The sequence below is a fragment of the Paraburkholderia lebeckiae genome (assembly GCF_050436225.1).
Lineage (GTDB): Bacteria > Pseudomonadota > Gammaproteobacteria > Burkholderiales > Burkholderiaceae > Paraburkholderia > Paraburkholderia tuberum.
The window spans coordinates 2,970,224-2,988,943 of record NZ_JBNDLU010000001.1 but is presented as its reverse complement, the minus strand read 5'-3'; the positions used below and the strand labels follow the sequence as shown (position 1 = coordinate 2,988,943).

The 18,720-nt window shown below is 65.5% G+C and carries 10 protein-coding genes; 7 read left to right on the top strand and 3 right to left on the bottom strand.

Annotation, left to right across the window (positions count from 1 at the left end):
• Positions 1-63: 63 nt before the first annotated feature.
• The 3 genes from OKW45_RS13995 to acnA are packed head-to-tail and all read left to right on the top strand — an operon-like array spanning position 64 to position 4,809.
• Positions 64-576, top strand: coding sequence for a hypothetical protein (locus OKW45_RS13995; RefSeq protein WP_018424107.1), 513 nt, complete (start codon positions 64-66; stop codon positions 574-576).
• Between the two features lie 24 nt (positions 577-600).
• Positions 601-2,052 carry a bifunctional 2-methylcitrate dehydratase/aconitate hydratase gene (locus OKW45_RS13990; RefSeq protein WP_429468941.1) on the top strand — a complete coding sequence of 484 codons (1,452 nt, stop codon included), beginning with the start codon at positions 601-603 and terminating at the stop codon, positions 2,050-2,052.
• A 42-nt stretch (positions 2,053-2,094) separates the two neighbouring features.
• Positions 2,095-4,809 (top strand): aconitate hydratase AcnA, encoded by a 2,715-nt coding sequence (gene acnA, locus OKW45_RS13985; protein ID WP_429468938.1) that lies wholly within the window; start codon positions 2,095-2,097, stop codon positions 4,807-4,809.
• A 143-nt stretch (positions 4,810-4,952) separates the two neighbouring features.
• On the opposite strand, the gene OKW45_RS13980 is transcribed toward acnA, so the two are convergent.
• Positions 4,953-8,723 (bottom strand): DUF748 domain-containing protein, encoded by a 3,771-nt coding sequence (locus OKW45_RS13980; RefSeq protein ID WP_429468935.1) that lies wholly within the window; start codon positions 8,721-8,723, stop codon positions 4,953-4,955.
• 213 nt (positions 8,724-8,936) lie between these two features.
• Positions 8,937-10,355, bottom strand: coding sequence for a DUF1254 domain-containing protein (locus OKW45_RS13975; protein ID WP_429468932.1), 1,419 nt, complete (start codon positions 10,353-10,355; stop codon positions 8,937-8,939).
• 344 nt (positions 10,356-10,699) lie between these two features.
• On the opposite strand from OKW45_RS13975, the gene OKW45_RS13970 reads away from it, so the two are divergent.
• The 3 genes from OKW45_RS13970 to OKW45_RS13960 all read left to right on the top strand — a co-directional run bounded on the left by OKW45_RS13970 (position 10,700) and on the right by OKW45_RS13960 (position 16,252).
• Positions 10,700-11,347 (top strand): FMN-binding negative transcriptional regulator, encoded by a 648-nt coding sequence (locus tag OKW45_RS13970; protein ID WP_429468929.1) that lies wholly within the window; start codon positions 10,700-10,702, stop codon positions 11,345-11,347.
• Positions 11,348-11,442: 95 nt separating this feature from the next.
• Positions 11,443-14,085, top strand: coding sequence for a heavy metal translocating P-type ATPase (locus OKW45_RS13965; protein WP_429468926.1), 2,643 nt, complete (start codon positions 11,443-11,445; stop codon positions 14,083-14,085).
• Between the two features lie 193 nt (positions 14,086-14,278).
• Entirely contained in the window at positions 14,279-16,252 is a 1,974-nt protein-coding gene (locus OKW45_RS13960; RefSeq protein WP_429468923.1) for a methyl-accepting chemotaxis protein, read from the top strand.
• A gap of 44 nt (positions 16,253-16,296) precedes the next feature.
• Here the strand turns inward: OKW45_RS13960 and OKW45_RS13955 are convergent, their stop codons facing one another.
• Positions 16,297-16,950 carry a glutathione S-transferase family protein gene (locus OKW45_RS13955; protein WP_026226457.1) on the bottom strand — a complete coding sequence of 218 codons (654 nt, stop codon included), beginning with the start codon at positions 16,948-16,950 and terminating at the stop codon, positions 16,297-16,299.
• Positions 16,951-17,176: 226 nt separating this feature from the next.
• Between OKW45_RS13955 and OKW45_RS13950 the strand changes: the two genes are divergently transcribed.
• Positions 17,177-18,622: a polyhydroxyalkanoate depolymerase gene (locus OKW45_RS13950; RefSeq protein ID WP_429468920.1), complete on the top strand. Its 1,446-nt coding sequence runs from the start codon at positions 17,177-17,179 to the stop codon at positions 18,620-18,622.
• The last annotated feature ends 98 nt before the right edge of the window (positions 18,623-18,720 follow it).

Genomic DNA, 18,720 nt, shown 5'->3' with positions numbered 1-18,720 from the left:
ACCCGCGCGGCCGCCGGACCGGTCGTTCGCGCACTGTTTAACTGATTTTGAAAGGTTTTCTACATGAAAAAGCTGATGATCGCCGCCATGATTGGCGCCCTGTCCACGACGATGCTGACCGTCGCGACTGACGCCACCGCTGCGGACACGGCCACCACCACGAAGAAGCCGGCCACCAAGGCCGTCGCGAAGCGCCCGGAGCCGCGCCGCCTGATCAAGCGCAAGGCGAATCCGGCGAAGGAAGCGAAGTTCGATCCGATTCCCGAAGGCGCTGAAAAGTGGGCGTGCAAGGACGGCCTTGCTTTCGAAATGAAAGGTGACATGAAGCGTGATCAGATTGTCACGGTTCACTGGGCGAACAAGAACTACAACCTGCCGCGCGAAGCGACCACGACGGGCGCCGACCGCTTCCACGACGCAGCATCCGGTATGGACCTCGTCGTGATCCCGACTAAGGCCATGCTGTTCCAGGACAAGGACAGCTCGCGTCTCGCCGACGAGTGCAAGACGGTCGCCATGGAACAGGGCGCGCCGGCTGCAACGCAATCGAACGCGATCAACAAGACCGGCAACTGATTTTCGCTGCCAGGGAAGCCCCCGATGTCCGCCCCGATCTCCAATGTACGACCCGCCCCGGACGCCGTCCTGGTCGATATCGTCGACTACGTGCTGGATTACCGGATCGACAGCGCGCTCGCGCTGGAAACCGCGCGTCATTGCCTGATCGACACGCTCGGTTGCGGACTCGAGGCGCTTACCTACCCAGCCTGCACCAAGCTGATGGGACCGATCGTGGCAGGCACGATCGTCCCCAACGGCGCGAAGGTGCCGGGCACGTCGTTCCAGCTGGACCCGGTTCAGGCCGCCTTCAACATCGGCGCGATGATCCGCTGGCTCGATTTCAACGACACCTGGCTCGCCGCCGAATGGGGCCATCCGTCCGATAACCTCGGTGGCATTCTCGCGACGGCCGACTGGCTCTCGCGCACCGCCATCGTTGCCGGCAAAGCGCCGCTGACGATGAAAGACGTCCTGATCGCCATGATCAAGGCGCACGAAATTCAAGGCTGCATCGCGCTCGAGAACTCGTTCAACAAGGTCGGGCTCGATCATGTGCTGCTCGTCAAGCTCGCGTCGACCGCCGTGGTCGGTCAGCTGATCGGCCTTACGCGCGACGAGCTGATCAACGCGGTATCGCAGGCGCTCGTCGATGGGCAGGCGCTGCGCACCTACCGTCATACGCCGAACACCGGTTCGCGCAAATCGTGGGCCGCCGGCGACGCGACCTCGCGCGCCGTGCGCCTCGCGCTGATCTCGAAGACCGGCGAGATGGGCTATCCGTCGGTACTCAGCGCGAAAACGTGGGGCTTCTACGACGTGCTGTTCAACGGCAACGCGTTCCAGTTCCAGCGTCCGTACGGCTCGTACGTGATGGAAAACGTGCTGTTCAAAATCTCGTTTCCGGCCGAGTTCCACGCGCAAACCGCAGTGGAAGCCGCGCTCGCGCTGCATGTGCAGCTCGCCGCGCAGGGCCGGCGCGTCGAAGACATTCGCCGCATCACGATCCGCACGCACGAAGCGGCGATTCGCATCATCGATAAAAAGGGTCCGCTGAACAATCCGGCTGACCGTGATCATTGCATCCAGTACATGATTTCGGTGCCGCTGATTTTCGGCCGTCTGACGGCTGCCGATTACGAAGATTCAGTCGCGCAGGACTCGCGTATCGATGCATTGCGCGCGAAGATGGAATGCGTCGAAGACCCACAGTTCACGAAGGACTATCACGACCCGGAGAAGCGTTCGATCGCCAACGCACTGACGATCGAATTCAACGACGGGTCGAAGTTCGATGAAGTCGTAGTCGAATACCCGATCGGTCATAAGCGCCGTCGTGAAGACGGTATTCCGTTGCTGGTCGAGAAGTTCAAGACCAACCTCGCGCGGCGCTTTCCGGTCAAGCAACAACGGGCGATTCTCGAGGTATCGCTCGACCAGGCCAAGCTCGAAGCGACGCCGGTCAATGAATACGTCGATCTGTACGTCATCTAGGTTGAGTACTGTAGTTCCGCGATCCAAACCAAGGAAAACACCATGGCCCACAACCTCCACAAAACGCTCAAGGAATTCGACAGCGGTTCCGGCAAAGGCAAGTTCTACTCCCTGCCGCAACTCGGCAAGGCTCTGAACCTCAAGATCGACCGCCTGCCGGTCTCGATCCGTATCGTGCTGGAATCGGTGCTGCGCAACTACGACGGCAAGAAAATCGCCGAAGAACATGTCACGCAACTCGCGAACTGGAAGCCGACCGCGGCGCGCGTCGACGAAATTCCGTTCGTCGTGTCGCGCGTCGTGCTTCAGGACTTCACCGGCGTGCCCCTGCTCGCCGACATCGCCGCGATGCGCGGCGTCGCGAAGGCCGTCGGCAAGAACCCGAAGTCGATCGAGCCGCTGGTGCCGGTCGATCTGGTCGTCGACCACTCGGTGCAGATCGACCACTTCCGCGAGAAGAACGCGCTCGACCTGAACATGAAGCTGGAATTCCAGCGCAACAACGAGCGCTATCAGTTCATGAAGTGGGGCATGCAGGCGTTCGACACGTTCAAGGTCGTGCCGCCGGGCGTCGGCATCGTTCACCAGGTGAACCTCGAATACCTCGCGCGCGGCGTGCACAAGAAGGCCGACGGCGCGGACACCGTGTACTACCCGGATTCGCTGGTCGGCACGGACAGCCACACGACGATGATCAACGGCATCGGCGTGGTCGGCTGGGGCGTGGGCGGTATCGAAGCCGAAGCAGGCATGCTCGGCCAGCCGGTGTACTTCCTGACGCCGGACGTCGTCGGTGTGCACCTGAAGGGCAAGCTGATTGAAGGCGTGACCGCGACCGACCTCGTGCTGACCATCACCGAACTGCTGCGTAAGGAGAAGGTCGTCGGCAAGTTCGTCGAGTTCTTCGGCGAAGGCACGCGCTCGCTGTCGGTGCCGGACCGTGCGACGATCGGCAACATGGCGCCGGAATACGGCGCAACGATGGGCTTCTTCCCGGTCGACGAAAAGACCATCGACTTCTTCCACGGCACCGGCCGCACGGACGCGGAGATCTCGGCGTTCGAAAACTACTTCAAGGCACAGGAGCTGTTCGGCATTCCGGGCGAAGGCGATATCGATTACACGAAGGTCGTCACGCTGGATCTCGCGACGGTCGCGCCGTCGCTGGCAGGCCCGAAGCGTCCGCAGGACCGCATCGAGATCGGCCACGTGAAGTCCACCTTCACCGACCTGTTCTCGAAGCCGGTCGCCGAAAACGGCTTTGCGAAGAAGGCCGCCGATCTCGACGCGCAATACACGACGAGCAACGGCGTCGACGTCAAGAACGGCGACGTGCTGATCGCCGCGATCACGTCGTGCACGAACACGTCGAACCCGAGCGTGCTGCTGGCCGCCGGTCTGCTTGCGAAGAAGGCTGTCGAAGCTGGCCTGACGGTCGCTCCCCACATCAAGACGTCGCTGGCGCCGGGATCGCGTATCGTCACCGAGTACCTGACGAAAACCGACCTGCTGAAGTACCTCGACAAGCTCGGCTTCACGCTGGCCGCTTACGGCTGCACGACCTGTATCGGTAACGCGGGCGACCTGACGCCGGAACTGAACGACGCGATCACGAAGAACGACATCGTCGCGGCAGCGGTGCTGTCGGGCAACCGTAACTTCGAAGCGCGTATCCACCCGAACATCCGCGCGAACTTCCTCGCGTCGCCGCCGCTCGTCGTGGCATACGCGATCGCCGGCAACATCACGCGCGACCTGATGACCGAGCCGGTCGGCAAGGGCAAGGGCGGCAAGGACATCTACCTCGGCGACATCTGGCCGAGCAGCGAAGAAGTCAACGCACTGCTGAAGTACGCGATGGATGCCGACGCGTTCCGCAAGAACTACTCGCAGCTCACGAAGAAGGGCGACCTGTGGAGCAAGATCGAGGGCGAAGAAGGTCAGGTCTACGACTGGCCGAAGTCGACCTACATCGCCGAGCCGCCGTTCTTCGGCAAGGACTTCTCGATGACGCCGGCTTCCAGCATCCCGCCGGTCAAGGGCGCACGCGCGTTGGGCATCTTCGGTGACTCGGTCACGACCGACCACATCAGCCCGGCAGGCTCGATCAAGGAAGACTCGCCGGCAGGCCGCTGGCTGAAGGAAAACGGCGTGCAAAAGGCCGACTTCAACAGCTACGGCTCGCGGCGCGGTAACCACGACGTGATGATGCGCGGCACGTTCGCGAACGTCCGTATCAAGAACCTGATGATCCCGGTGAAGGCGGACGGCTCGCGCGTCGAAGGCGGCTTGACGATTCACCAGCCGAGCGGCGAACAGCTGTCCATCTATGACGCAGCGATGAAGTACATCGACGCCGATACGCCGACCGTCGTGTTCGCGGGCGAAGAGTACGGCACGGGCTCGTCGCGCGACTGGGCGGCCAAGGGCACGCAACTGCTGGGCGTGAAGGCTGTGGTCGCACGCAGCTTCGAGCGGATCCATCGTTCGAACCTGGTCGGCATGGGCGTTCTGCCGCTGCAGTTCAAGGGCTCGGATAGCGTGCAGTCGCTCGGCATCACCGGCGAAGAAACGTACGACATCGAAGGCCTCGGCGACGACTTCAAGCCGCAACAGGAAGTCACGCTCGTGATCCACGGCAAGGACGGCGACAAGCGCGTTCCGGTGCTGCTGCGTATCGACACGCCGATCGAAGTCGACTACTACAAGCACGGCGGGATTCTGCCGTTCGTGCTGCGCTCGCTGCTGGCTGCTTAAGCCTCGCGGCAACGCATACAGCCTCGCTGTTTTGCAGGGGCTGCGTCCTGTGGAGGGCGCAGCCGACTTTGAAGCCCGACCTCAGGTCGGGCTTTTTTTATCGGCTCGCCGAGCGCCACGGCTCGTGCGCCGCGACTCCTCCGTCACTTCAAGCCGAAATCGACCCGCGTCGTCGCACCCTTGTCCTTGATGTCGTCGGCATTCATCTTCGGCGCGACGATAAACACGCGGCTGCTGTCGATCTTGCCTTGCAGGTACTGCTGCACACTCTGCGCGCGCCGCTGCGCGAGTTGCCGCAAGCTCGCGTCGTCGATCGGTGCGTTGGCCGCGAGCGCGCCCTTCATGTCGTCGTCGGGCAGCGTCTTCGTCATGCCGATGAAGTTGTGCGGCTTCTTGAAGTCGGAGGACTTGTAGGCCTTGGTCAGATATTTGTCGTAGTCTTTCTGATCGACCGTGACCGTCGATGGATCGACGCTCTCACCATTACCCACCGTATCCTTGATCTTCTGCCGCTTGACCATCTGATCGACGTACTGCGTGCGCAGCGCCGGCTCGTCGACCTTCGGATCGACGCGTCCGATCAGGTCCATGCGGATCGACGGCTTGTCGGTGAGTGCCTTCACGATCGTGTCGAGTTTCTGCTTGTCGGCATCGGTGAGCGTCGCCGAGCCGGCCTCGAATTCGACGTAACCGAGGTCCTCACCATTGCCGCCGAACGCGTGCGCGATCAGCGAGAACGGCGCGGTCACCGCCTTTTCGAGCAGATTGAGCACCGCATGCCAGATCAGCCCGCCGATGCTGAACTCGGGGTTCGACAACGAGCCCGACACTGGCAGGTTCACGTCGATCTCGCCGCGCGAGTTCTTCAGCAGCGAGATCGCGAAACGCACCGGCAGTTTGGTCGCGGTGTCGTTGTCGATGTGATCGCCGAACGTGAGTTGATCGATGAACAGGTGGTTGTTCGCGTTCAGCTGGTCGTTCTCGAGCTTGTAATGCAGATCGACGTTGAGCTTGCCCTTCGTGATCGGATAGCCCGCGTATTTCGCCGAATACGGCGTCAGATTGGTCAGCTCGATGTCGTGCGCGCTCGCGGTCAGATCGAGCGCCGGTTTCGCGATCAGCGGATTGATGGTGCCGCGGATCGTCAGCGGACCGTTGGCCGCGAGCTTCGCGGCGACGTCGACCGGCGCGGGCGTCGTCGATTCCGTACCGAACGCGCCGATCGTGCCCTGAATGGCGACGAGGTTCGCCGTGTAGTTCGGTTTGACGAAGTTGTCGGTATAGGTCACGCGGCCCTGCTGCAACACCAGTTGCCCGAAGTGCATCTTGACCGGGTTTGCTGGCGGCTTCGCGGCCGTGGCACTGGCGACGGCCGTGGCGGCAGGCTTGCCGGGCGTTGCGGCAGATGCCGCGACCGGCGCCGACGCCGCGACTGCCTCGGACACCGCCTCGGGCGTCAGCGGAATCGGGTGCGAGCCGCTCTTGTCGCGCGTCAGCGACGGCGCCGTACCGCCCTCGTGCGCGACCACATCATTCAGGTTCAGCTTACCTTGAGCGTCGAGCAGCACGCGTCCATAGAACTTCGAGAACGTCACGCGGCTTGCATCGACCACGGTGCCGTGCTCGTCGTAATCGGCCTTCAGGTTCGACAGCGCGAGCGAGCCCCAGCCCGCGAACGGGTTCGACGTCGCCTTGTCGAGCATGCGCACGTCGACGAGCGCCATGTCGCCGTGATAGTTCGCTTTCAGCGACTTCGCCTGCGCGACCGCGAGATCCCCGTTCGCATTCAGCAGCGCGCTCGCGACCGCCGCGTTCAGCTTGTTGCCGAAGTACGGCTCGAACGCGGCAGCGTCGAGCCGGTTCGCGTTGATCTTGACAGCCAGCTTCAGCGGCGTCGCGGTCACGTCGCCTTTCACGGCAAGCGTGCCCTTCTTGTTCAACGTCGCTTGCAGGTCTACCGGCAGCGGACGGCTCAGGTCGTCGCTGATCTTCTGCACCTTCAGCTGCACCGGCGTAAAGCTCAGTTTGACCGGCTGCGGCGTCGTGTTGTCGGTGAAATCGGCGGTCGCGTCTTTGAGTGTCAATTCGGCGATCTTGTAGCGCCATGCGGGGCCTTCGGCGTGCGCTTGTTTCGCCGCGTGGATCGCCGTGCGCTCCGTCGCCTGTTGATGCGCCCCCGCGAGCGCATTCAGATTGATGGTGCCGTCCTTCAGGCGCTGCGCGTCTACCGCGAGACCGGTTACGTCTACGCTCGTCACGTCGGCCGTGCGCGCCGCGACGTCGACCTGTTTGACTACCACGTTGCCCTGCGCGAGCGAGATTATCGGCGTCTTGCCGCCGCGCGCCGCGAGCTTCACCGCCTGCATGTCCAGCTGCGTGTCCGCGACCGTCAGCGCCATCGGCGACTTCGACCAGTTCGCGTCGATATTCGTCGTCGCGGACAACGCACCGTCCAGCACCTGCGCGGACGTCGCGGTATCCAGATACGGCTGCAACGGCGGCAGCTTCAGCGACTTCAGATCGAGCTTCGCGCTCGCCGTCTTCGCCGCGAGGCCGACCGTGCCATCGGCGGCGAGCGAACCGCCAATGTTCTTCAGGTTCGTGTTCAGCGTGTAGTGCGCTGGCGCCGACGCGAGCGTCGAGAAATCGGTCAGCGTAACCGCGAGGTTTTGCAGCCCGGCTTCTACCGGATGCGACACGGCTTCGTCGTGTACGTTCACGGTGCCGTCGTTGAGTGTGAAACGTTTGATCGCGACGTCGAACGGCGGGGCCGCTTTTTCGGCGGCGGCGGTTTTGACGCTGGCATGCGCGTCCGCGGTTTCCTTTGCGGCGGTTTTGTCCGGCGCGGGCGCGAACATATGCTCGACGCTCAATACGCCGTCCTTGTCGCGCGCGAGGCTCGCGCTCGGCGCGTCGATGCGGATATCGTCGAAGTGATAGATGCTCTTCAACGGTTCGAGCGATGCCGCCGCCACATGCACGGCGCGCGCCGCGAAAAACGGCGCCTTGCCCTGATCCTGCACGTTGACGTCGTTCAGATCGACGGTGCCGGCGACGCGCAGCGACGGCGTGTCGTTCGACATCTCGAAGTTCAGCTTCAGGTCGGTGGACAGCTTGCCCGACTGCACGATCACCGGCAGCTTCGACGGCGCGTAAGACACCAGCTTCGGCACGTCGAGCTCGTCGAAGCGCAGCGACACTTCCGACTCACGCGACGCCGCGAACGGCTTGGTCCTGCCGTCGATCGCGAGCTGACTGTCGCCGTCGATGCGCGCGCGCAGCAGCGGCTCGACGAAGATATCGGTCTTCGACGGCAGCGTCGCGATGAACGGAATGCCGAGCTTCCATTGATCGATCACGTGGCTCGTGCCGAGCAGCCGGTCGTCGAACCTGATCTGGCCGTTTTCGACGCGAATGTTGGAGACGGAGAACTGCGTCGGCTTGCTATTCGGTTTTGCCGGCTGATTCGCGAACTTCTCGATCAGGTCGCTGAAATTGAAGTGCTGCGCATCGAGGCGAACGATATGAAAGCGCGGCGAATCGACCTGCACTTCGTCGACGATGGGTGCGCCGCGAAACAGCGAACTCCACGATGGCTTCACGATGAGGCGCGAAATATCGACGAAGTCGCCCGCGCCGCCGCGCTCGCCGATGTGCACGTTGTCGGCCTCGAAACGCAGTGTGTACGGATTGAGCGCGATGCGGCCGATCGACGCCGGCCGGTCGAGCTGCTTGCTCAGTTGCTGGCTCGCGATGTGGCGAATCAGCGGCGGCGCTGCGAAAAAGCCGAGCAGGCCGAAGACGACGACGAAGATCAGCAGACCGACGAGAATCCGTCGCGTACGGCGCGACTGCGCGACTGCGCGCACGGACTGTATGGAGGAGGCTAACGATGCTTTATTGAGGCTTGCCATGCTCGATGTGGAGGAATGCGGCGGCAAGCCCGCCGCGAAAAACAGAGATCCCGCAAGCGGCAGTATAAGGCGTGAATCAATGGTTAGACAGGAATGTCAGGCCCGCCTTGACGATTCGTGCTGCTGACTGACTGGCTTTCCCGCGAACGAGATTTTCGCGAGCGTTAGATAACGAAACCGGACGGCGCGCGGTTTGCCCGCGCGCCGTTCACATCATTGCCGCACGACCGGCGGCGGCTGCCAGCTGCCGTCGGTGGCGTGCGGCTTCGGCGCATACAGGCGTAGCACCAGTTGCATGTCCGCGCGCGGTGCGGGCAGCCAGTTACCGGTCCGGCTGCGCGTCGACGACACGACCACGTCGAGCGAACCATCGCGATTGCGGCGCGCGCCATTGCGATCGCCAACCGCGAGCCGCGCCGGCGCGTTCTCGCCCAGCGCGCCATCCTTCTTATACGCGGTGATCGTCCAGAAACCGCGCACCGGCGGCAGCTGGTTCGCCGCGAAGTGGATCACATAGCGATTCGCGCCGTTCAGCGCGTTGCCGTCGCTGTCCTGCGTGACGAACGCGCGTACTTCGTCGTCCTTCGTACCGAGGCCCAACTGTGTGCTCGCCGCATACGCCCGCAATCCATAGTCGGGACCGTAGTTGCCGACGGTGTCGCCGAACCAGCTCCAGCCGTTCGCGCTCAGCAGATTCGACGGCGGCGTCGCGACGCGATCGCGACCGTCGGCGAGACCGGCCGCGAGCGCATCGGATGACTTCGGCAGCTTCACAGGATCGCCCGGCGTCACGCCGAGGTCGGCGAGAAATTTGAGCGCGTGCGGATCGGCCGGTGTCGGCGGATTGTCAGGCAACGCAACGGCGAGACGGCCGAAGAAGCCGCTCGCGTCGAGCGCGGCGACCTGCTGCGCCGGCGTGCCGCTCGGGCCCGCGACGCCGCTTGCGTAACCGCGCGGCGGCACCGCCGGCTCCGCGTCGCCGACGAACACGCTCAGCGGCTCCAGACGGATCGCGTGCTGCAGCTTGCGCACCGCGTTCAGATCGCGCGCGCCGTTCGACTGGATGCGCACGCTGATCCATGCGTTGCGCGTCGGCACTTCGACGCGCTGTGCGCCCTTCGGCAGCTCGCCCTTCCAGCCCGGTGCGACGAACGCGATCGTCTGCGCCCGCAAGCCCTTCGCGGTGCCCATGCCCGCGGCGAACTGCGGTCCGGTCGACCACGCGACGTTGGTCCACATGTCGAGCACCCGCGCATCGACGTAACGGCCATGCGAATCAGGTAGGGCCAGGATCACCGGCTCGGCGGCAAGGTCGAGCCAGCCAGTCGAGCCGAGCGTGTCGAGGCTCGGCTGCGGCGGATTGGTCGCGCCGATCGGCGGCAGCGCCTGCGCGTGACGCAGCGTGTTGAAAGGCGCCTGACCCGGCTCGGTGCCGACCGCCGCGTCGCGCGCGGCGCTCATCAGCACGAGCGGATAGCCGAATACGTAGGAGTCGGCGACTTCGTCCTTGATCCAGCCGGTGCGTTGTTGCGTCGCGGTGGGGGTCGACGCACAGCTGGCCAGCAGTGCGAGACCCGCGAGCGACGCGCAGGTTCGTTGAAGCAAAAACAGTTCTCGGAGATTTTTTATCATTCGTTCAGAGTGCGGAACGTGCGGTCCTATGGGGGATGCCGGTGTGCAGCGCCTGGTGCATGCGCGGTTCTCCCGAAACACTGCGCAGCGAGTCCGCGGATTGCGATTCCGACAACATCGCGTTGTATCGTATCCTTGCTAGCCAGGCAAGCACAAAGCACGGAATTGCGGCTGACAGCGCGCAGGCGCGTCACCGATGTGACAATCGGCGTCGCCGCCACATTATGTTCCCGCGCCAACGGCTCGCGCGAGCGCGCCATGCTTTTTCGATTCGCGGATTCGTCGAACCGCCAGCTTGGCCGTTCGCCTCCACTCTTTCGTCGTCCTGCATTCGGAATACTTCAATGTACATGCCCGCCCATTTCGAAGAGAACCGTCCAGAGGTTCTTCACCGCCTGATCGCCGAGCACCCATTCGCAGCGCTGATTACGCACGGCCCCAATGGGCTCGATGCGAATCATCTGCCGTTCGAGGCGCAGGCGGATGCGGCGGATTCGTCACGTCTGGTGCTGCGCGCGCACGTCGCGCGGGCGAACCCCGTCTGGCAGGAAGCCGCGACCCATCCCGAAGCGCTCGTGATCTTCCAGGGGCCGACCGCCTATATTTCCCCGAGCTGGTATCCGAGCAAACACGAAACGCACAAGCAGGTGCCGACCTACAACTATATGGTCGTGCATGCACATGGCAGGATCGTGGTGCATGACGATGAATCGTTCGTGCGCGGTCTCGTCGCGCGACTCACGCGCGAGATGGAGGCCGGCGAGCCGGTGCCATGGAAGATGGGCGACGCGCCCGCCGACTACATCGCGCAGATGCTCGGCGCGATCGTCGGCATCGAGATCGAGGTAACGCGGCTCGTCGGCAAATGGAAGCTCGGGCAGAACAAGGCGGCCGAAGACCGGCGCGGCGCCGCGCAAACGCTGCTCGCGCGCGACGGCGATCAACAGAAGGCGGTGGGACAGGCGATGCTCGATGCGCCGCCGGCGTTCTGACGGCGGCCGCATAATCCGGCCTTGACCTTCCCGTCATGGGAAGGTCGATACTGGATTCACGATGCGGCCCGATGCCGCCACGAGCCTAGCCTGCCATGACCGCACTTGCCAACCCGCAGCGCCCCGCCGACGCTGCCGCTACTGCTTCTTCTTCGCCCACGCGCGTCGTCGAACTCGACATCGGCGGGATGACTTGCGCGTCGTGCGCGAGCCGCGTCGAAAAAGCACTGACCAAGCTGCCGGGAGTGGCGCGCGCGTCGGTGAATCTCGCGACCGAGCGCGCCCGCGTGGAAAGCGACGCGACGCTCGGGCCTCAGCAACTGGCCGATGCCGTGCGCAAGGCCGGATACGAAGCGACGCCGGTCGCGAACGCCGAGCTTGCCGCGCCAGGCGCGACGCAAACCGCGACACCCGCCGCGACCCCGGGAACCATTGAACTGGAGATCGCCGGCATGACCTGCGCAGCCTGCGCGTTGCGCGTCGAAAAAGCGCTCGCGAAGGTGCCTGGGGTCGCGCGCGCGTCGGTCAATCTGGCGACCGAAACCGCCACCGTTCATCCGCAGGGCAGCGCATCCGCCGATACCGGCGCGCTGATCGCAGCCGTCAGGAAAGCTGGCTACGAAGCGACGTTGAGCGCGCCGCCCGCTGCTGCCGCTCCAGCCGAGACAACGGCAGCTATCGCCGCGTCCGGCGACGAACGCGACATCCTCGACACGACCCACGCCCCCGTCGTCGACCGCAAGCGGATTCAAACCCGCCGCGACCTCGCGAGCGTCGTTGCGTCCGCGCTGCTGACGCTGCCGCTCGTCGCACCGATGTTCGGCGAATGGTTCGGCCTCCACGCGATGCTGCCAGCCTGGCTGCAATTCGTGCTCGCGTCGATCGTGCAGTTCATATTCGGCGCGCGCTTCTATCGCGCAGCCTGGCGCGCGGTGCGCGCCGGCGCGGGCAACATGGACCTGCTGGTCGCGCTCGGCACATCGGCGGCGTACGGCATCAGCGTGTACGAACTCGCGATGCATCCGGGCGACGCGATGCATCTGTACTTCGAGGCATCGGCGGTCGTGATCACGCTGGTGCGCTTCGGCAAGTGGCTCGAGGCGCGCGCCAAGCGCCAGACCACCGACGCGATCCGCGCGCTCAACGCGCTGCGCCCCGAGCGCGCGCGCATCCGCGACGGCGCCGGCGAACGCGAGGTGCCGCTCGCGCAGGTGCGGGTCGGCACCGTCGTGATCGTGCGGCCGGGCGAGCGCGTACCGGTCGACGGCGCGGTGCTCGAAGGCCGCACGCATATCGACGAAGCGCTGATCACCGGCGAAAGCCTGCCGGTGCCGAAGCAGACCGGCGACGCCGTCACGGCCGGCTCGATCAACGGCGAAGGCGCGCTCGTGGTGACGACCACCGCGATCGGCGCGGAGACGACGCTCGCGCGCATCATCCGGCTCGTCGAAAGCGCGCAGGCCGAGAAGGCGCCGATCCAGCGGCTCGTCGACCGCGTCAGCGAAGTCTTCGTGCCGGCGATTCTCGCGCTCGCCGCGCTGACGCTGATCGGCTGGCTGCTCGCCGGCGCGGGCGCGGAAACCGCGATCCTGAACGCGGTCGCGGTGTTGGTGATCGCCTGCCCGTGCGCGCTCGGCCTCGCGACGCCCGCCGCGATCATGGCCGGCACCGGCGTCGCCGCGCGCCACGGCGTGCTGATCAAGGACGCGGAAGCGCTGGAAATCGCACATCGCGTGTCGATCGTCGCGTTCGACAAAACCGGCACGCTGACGCTCGGCCAACCATCGGTAACGGCGTTCGAGCCGGTTGGGGGCTTGAGCCGCGACCAAGCGCTCGCGCTCGCGGCGGCGGTGCAGCGGCATAGCGATCATCCGCTTGCGCGAGCGGTGATGCGCGCGCACGAGGCTCAACTCGGGCAACTGGCCGGCGCACGCGAGGGCGGGCCAAGCGCCACCGCCGCTCGCGCCGTCGCCGGCCGGGGCGTCGAAGCCGACGTCGACGGCCGCACGCTCGCCCTCGGCAGCACGCGCTGGCTGCGCGAGCTCGACATCGCGCTGCCGACCGCGCTTGCCGCGCGCGCGCAGGAACTCGAAGCGGCGGGCAACACGGTGTCGTGGCTGATGACCCGCGCGCCTCACGCCCCCGAAGTGCTCGCGCTGATCGCGTTCGGCGACACGGTGAAGCCGACCGCGCGCGCGGCCGTCGCGCGGCTCGCGCAGATGGGCATCCGCAGCGTGCTCGTGACTGGCGACAATCGCGGCAGTGCGGCGAGCGTCGCGCGGGCGCTCGGCATCGACGAATTCCACGCCGAGGTGCTGCCCGACGACAAGGCCCGCGTGATCCGCGACCTGAAGATGCGCCACGCCGGCATCGTCGCGATGGCGGGCGACGGCATCAACGACGCGCCCGCGCTCGCCGCCGCCGACATCGGCATCGCGATGGCGAGCGGCACCGACGTCGCCATGCACGCCGCCGGCATCACGCTGATGCGCGGCGACCCGGCGCTCGTCGCCGACGCGATCGACATCTCGCGCAGAACGTGGCGCAAGATCCAGCAGAACCTGTTCTGGGCATTCGTCTACAACCTGGTCGGCATTCCGCTGGCCGCCTTCGGCTTGCTGAATCCGATGCTCGCGGGCGCGGCGATGGCGTTTTCGAGCGTCAGCGTCGTCACCAATGCGTTGTTGCTGCGGACGTGGCGAAGCGCGCCCGGCCGAACCGTCGATCGGGTGCGCTGAGCAACGCAGCAACACCTTCCGCATTCCCCTCGTCCCTTTTTCGGGGCCCGTTTTTTGTGGCCCCTTTCAGCATATTACGAGCGGCTTTCAGTCGCCCTAAAGCCGCCGTCTCCCGAGCCGTAAACCAGTAAATCGATGCTGTTCGCGGCCATGCCCGACGCGCGTCGCCTGTCCCCTTTTTTCACGCCTGCCCATGAACTCTCTCTTCTTGCGCCGCGCCAGCGTCGGCGCGCGGCTTGCCGTGCTCTCGTGCGTGCTGGTCGCGTTGATTTTCAGCACCTTCGCGTGGGCGCTCGCACGCGCCGTCGGCGACCAGGTCCGCGACCAGGTGCTCGCCCGCATCGCCGAAAAAGACCGCTCGATCGCCGCGATGATCGAGCTGTTCGACAAGGCGCTGTCGGCCGAAGTCGATCGGTCGATGGCGCTGTTCGCGAGCTTCCTGCCCACCGACTTTTCGCTCGACGACACGCAGAAAGTCGACATCGGGAGCACCGCGACGCCGACTTTCAAGGCCGGCGGCAAGGTGCTGAATCTCGACTTCACGATTCCCGACCAGTTCCTCGAACGCAGCGGCGCGGTCGCGACCGTGTTTGCGCGCAGCGGCGACGACTTCGTGCGCGTGACCACCTCGCTGAAGAAGCAGGACGGCACCCGAGCGGTCGGCACGCTGCTCGACCGCAAGGGGCCGGCGTATGCGCCGCTGCTCGCGAACCGCTCGTACACCGGCCTCGCCATGCTGTTCGGCAAGCGCATGATCACGCAGTACCGGCCGATCGCCGACGCGAGCGGCCGCGTGATCGGCGCGCTGTTCGTCGGCGTCGACGTGGACAAGGAGATCCAGTCGGTCCAGGACGGCATCCACGCGCTGAAGATTGGCGCGAGCGGCTATTACTTCGTGCTCGACGCGTCGAGCGGCGCGGAGCGCGGCAAGCTGCTCGTGCATCCGGCCGCCGCGGGCCAGAAAGCCGTCGACGCCAACGCGCCGTATCAGCGCATGCTCGACATGAAGCAGGGCGAGCTCGACTACCGCTCGGCCGACGCGACGCTCGGCGAGAGCGACGCGCGCGACAAGTTCGTGTCGTTCGTCACGGTGCCGGAGTGGCAGTGGCTCGTCGGCGGCGTCGCGCCGCGCGACGAAGTGATGGCCGACGTCGTGCGCACCCGCAACGCCTTCCTGCTGCTCGGCCTCGCGCTGGTCGGCCTGTTCGCGATCGTGTTCCTCGTCGCGGTGCGGCGGCTCGTCAGCCGTCCGCTCGACGAAGCCGCGCGTGCGTCGGAGCGTCTCGCCGCGGGCGATCTGAGCGTGCGCGTCGCGCAGCACGGCCGCGCGCGCGCCGACGAGATCGGCCGCCTGATGCTGGCGATCGACGGCATCGGCGAAGGCCTCGCGCGCATCGTCGCCCAGGTGCGCAACGCGTCGGCCGACATGTCGGCGGGCACCGAGAAGATCGCCAGCGGCAGCGGCAACATCGCGATGCGCATCGCGACCCAGGCGAGCAGCCTCGAAGAAACCGCGGCGAGCATGGAGCAGATCACGTCGACCGTGCAGCAGAATGCCGATCACGCGACCGAAGCGAACACCCTCGTCACCCACGCCGCCGACGCCGCGCTCGAAGGCGGCCGCGCGGTCGAGCGCGTGGTGTCGACGATGTCCGAGATCGGCCGCTCGTCGCAGAAGATCGCCGAGATCACGACGGTGATCGAGGGCATCGCCTTCCAGACCAACATCCTCGCGTTGAACGCGGCCGTCGAAGCGGCGCGCGCGGGCGAGCACGGCAAGGGCTTCGCGGTCGTCGCGTCGGAAGTGCGCGCGCTCGCGCAGCGCAGCGCGGCGGCGGTGAAGGAGATCGAGGGGGTGATCGCGGCGTCGAGCGCGAACGTGAAAAGCGGTTTTCGCATCGCCGAAGAAGCGAGCGCGACGATGCAGGGGATCGTCACTCAGGTCGGTCAGGTCCGCGCGATCATGAGCGAGATCAATGTCGCGTCGCGCGAGCAGTCGGGCGGCATCGAGCAGGTCAACCTGGCGGTCACGCAGATCGGCGAGGCGACGCAGCAGAATGCGACGATCGTGGTCGATGCGGAAGCCGCGGCGGCCGAGTTGCGCGAGCAGGCTGCGCGGCTCGCGCAGCTGGTTAGCGTGTTCAAGCTCGAAGGCGAGCGCGGCTGACGGATCCGCTTGATGCGGACGGCGGCGGACGGCGGCCGCCGCGCTCAGAACTCGACGTCCAGTTCATCGATCTCCTCGACCTCTTGACGCGCGAGCGCGATCCACTCGCGCATTTCGGGCAGCGCCATGATGCGCTGCCCGTATTCGACGATATCCGGATCGAGTTGCACGTCATAGGTCACGAAACGCGTAACCACCGGTGCGTACATCGCGTCCGCGGCGGTCCGCTCGCCGAACAGGAACGGGCCGCCGTACTCCTTCAGACATTCACGCCAGATCGTCACGATCCGCTCGATATCCGATTGCGCGCGCGCCCATACCTTGAAGCCCGGGAAATGCGCCTTCAGGTTCATCGGCAGGGCCGAGCGCAACGACGCAAACCCCGAATGCATCTCGCCGCAGATAGAGCGGCAATGCGCACGAGCGCGGATCTCGTGCGGCAACAGCGCGGCTTGCGGCTTCAGCTCGTTCAGAAATTCGGCGATCGCCAGGGTGTCCCAGACCTTGACGCCGTCGTGCACGAGGCATGGCACCAGAATCGAGGGCGACAGCAGCAGTAGTTCGGCGCGCGTCGCGGGGTCGTCGATCGGCACCACGATTTCCTCGAACGGCAAGCCGCTGAACTTCGTCAGCAGCCAGCCGCGCAGCGACCAGGACGAATAATTCCTGCTGCTAATCGTAAGCGTAGTATTTCCCATCCGTGTCTCCTCCAGATCGGGCATCGCGCCGCGCGCGCCTGCACCCATGCACGCCGCGGTGCGCGCGCGCACCAAAGCGCGGCAAGGCCGGCCCATTTCGCTTACGCACGCAAGGGATATGCCGACGCACGCAGACATGACGCTATACACGGGGCAACGCGCGCCAGCGCCTGGCGCACCACTTGCTTTTATTTTGAGTTCCGGTCTTTCTGGCGCATTCGAAAGTATGAATCTGTTCGCCTATCCCGCCTATCAGGCCTGCGCCGACCTGCTGCTACCGCTGCGTCACGGCGCGGCGCTGGCGAACCGTTCGCTCGATGCATGGTCGGCATTCGCTCAGACGTCGCACGGACGCTCGCTGCGCGCGACGTGCGAACTTCTGATGCTCGGCGGACTCACGCCGAAGCGGCCGCCGTTCGGCATCGACAGCGTCGTCACCGAAGGCGAGCCGGTCGCGGTGGTCGAGGAAGTCGTCGCGCGCACGCCGTTCTGCTCGCTGCTGCATTTTCGCAAGGACGCCGTGCTTTCAACGCCGCAGCCGCGCGTGCTGATGATCGCGCCAATGTCGGGCCACTTCGCGACACTGCTGCGCGCAACCGTGCGCACGATGCTGACCGAGCACGACGTCTATATCACCGACTGGCACAACCCGCGCGACGTGCCGCTCGGCGAAGGCCGCTTCGGCTTCGATGAATTCGTGCGCCACGTGATCGACTTCACCGCGACGATCGGGTCCGGCACGCATCTGCTCGCGGTCTGTCAACCGACCGTCGCGGCGCTCGCCGCCGTCGCGCTGATGGCCGCCGACGACCATCCCGCGCAGCCGGCCAGCATCACGCTGATGGCCGGCCCGATCGACACGCGCATCAATCCGACACGCGTCAATGAACTGGCCAGGAGCCGGCCGATCGAGTGGTTTGAGCGCAACCTGATCAGCGCGGTGCCGTTCGGCTTCGCCGGCGCGCAGCGTCGCGTGTATCCGGGTTTCGTGCAGCTGGGAGCGTTCATGGCGATGAATCCGGGCCGCCACGCCGACTCGTTCGAAACGATGTACTACGAGCGCGGCAAGGGCGATCCGCAGAAAGCCGACACGATTCGCACGTTCTACGAAGAGTACTTCGCGACGATGGATCTGACCGCCGACTTCTATCTGGAGACCGTCGACACCGTGTTCCAGCAGCATGCGCTGCCGTTACGCGCGCTCGAAGTCGAGGGGCGTCTGGTGGAGCCGTCGAAGATTCGCCGCACCGCATTGCTGACCGTGGAAGGTGAAAAGGACGATATCTGCGCAGTCGGTCAGACGCTCGCTGCGCAGGACATGTGCGATCGTCTGCGGCCGTATCTGAAGACGCATCACGTGCAAACGGGCGTCGGCCACTACGGCGTGTTCAGCGGACGTCGCTGGGAGCGGCACATTTATCCGCGCGTGCGGGCCGTGATTTACGACAATGAACCGCGCGCGGTGCTCGTCAACTCGCGTGCGCGCCCGATCCAGCCGGTGCCCGCGGCGACCGCGGCAGAAGTCACGGCGGCCGCGCCGGTCGCGGCCTCTGTTGTCGAGGTGGAAGTGGATGCGCCCGTGGGCGAGAGCGGCGGCAGGAGCGACAACAACGATTCCGCGGCAAAAACGTCCGCGCAGTCCCCACGCAAACCGCCGCCGGTGACACCCTGAGCGATCCGCCGCTCCATCAAACCGTTCCGTCACGCCACGGCGTCGAAGCTCGCACCGCGCCGGCATCGATACCGGCGCGGTGGAGCGGCGGTTGCGAG

Coding starts and splice junctions, on each gene's coding strand:
- OKW45_RS13995 (WP_018424107.1), top strand. CDS start 64: ATGAAAAAGCTGATGATCGCCGCCATGATTGGCGCCCTGTCCACGACG.
- OKW45_RS13990 (WP_429468941.1), top strand. CDS start 601: ATGTCCGCCCCGATCTCCAATGTACGACCCGCCCCGGACGCCGTCCTG.
- acnA (WP_429468938.1), top strand. CDS start 2,095: ATGGCCCACAACCTCCACAAAACGCTCAAGGAATTCGACAGCGGTTCC.
- OKW45_RS13980 (WP_429468935.1), bottom strand. CDS start 8,723: ATGGCAAGCCTCAATAAAGCATCGTTAGCCTCCTCCATACAGTCCGTG.
- OKW45_RS13975 (WP_429468932.1), bottom strand. CDS start 10,355: ATGATAAAAAATCTCCGAGAACTGTTTTTGCTTCAACGAACCTGCGCG.
- OKW45_RS13970 (WP_429468929.1), top strand. CDS start 10,700: ATGTACATGCCCGCCCATTTCGAAGAGAACCGTCCAGAGGTTCTTCAC.
- OKW45_RS13965 (WP_429468926.1), top strand. CDS start 11,443: ATGACCGCACTTGCCAACCCGCAGCGCCCCGCCGACGCTGCCGCTACT.
- OKW45_RS13960 (WP_429468923.1), top strand. CDS start 14,279: ATGAACTCTCTCTTCTTGCGCCGCGCCAGCGTCGGCGCGCGGCTTGCC.
- OKW45_RS13955 (WP_026226457.1), bottom strand. CDS start 16,950: ATGGGAAATACTACGCTTACGATTAGCAGCAGGAATTATTCGTCCTGG.
- OKW45_RS13950 (WP_429468920.1), top strand. CDS start 17,177: ATGAATCTGTTCGCCTATCCCGCCTATCAGGCCTGCGCCGACCTGCTG.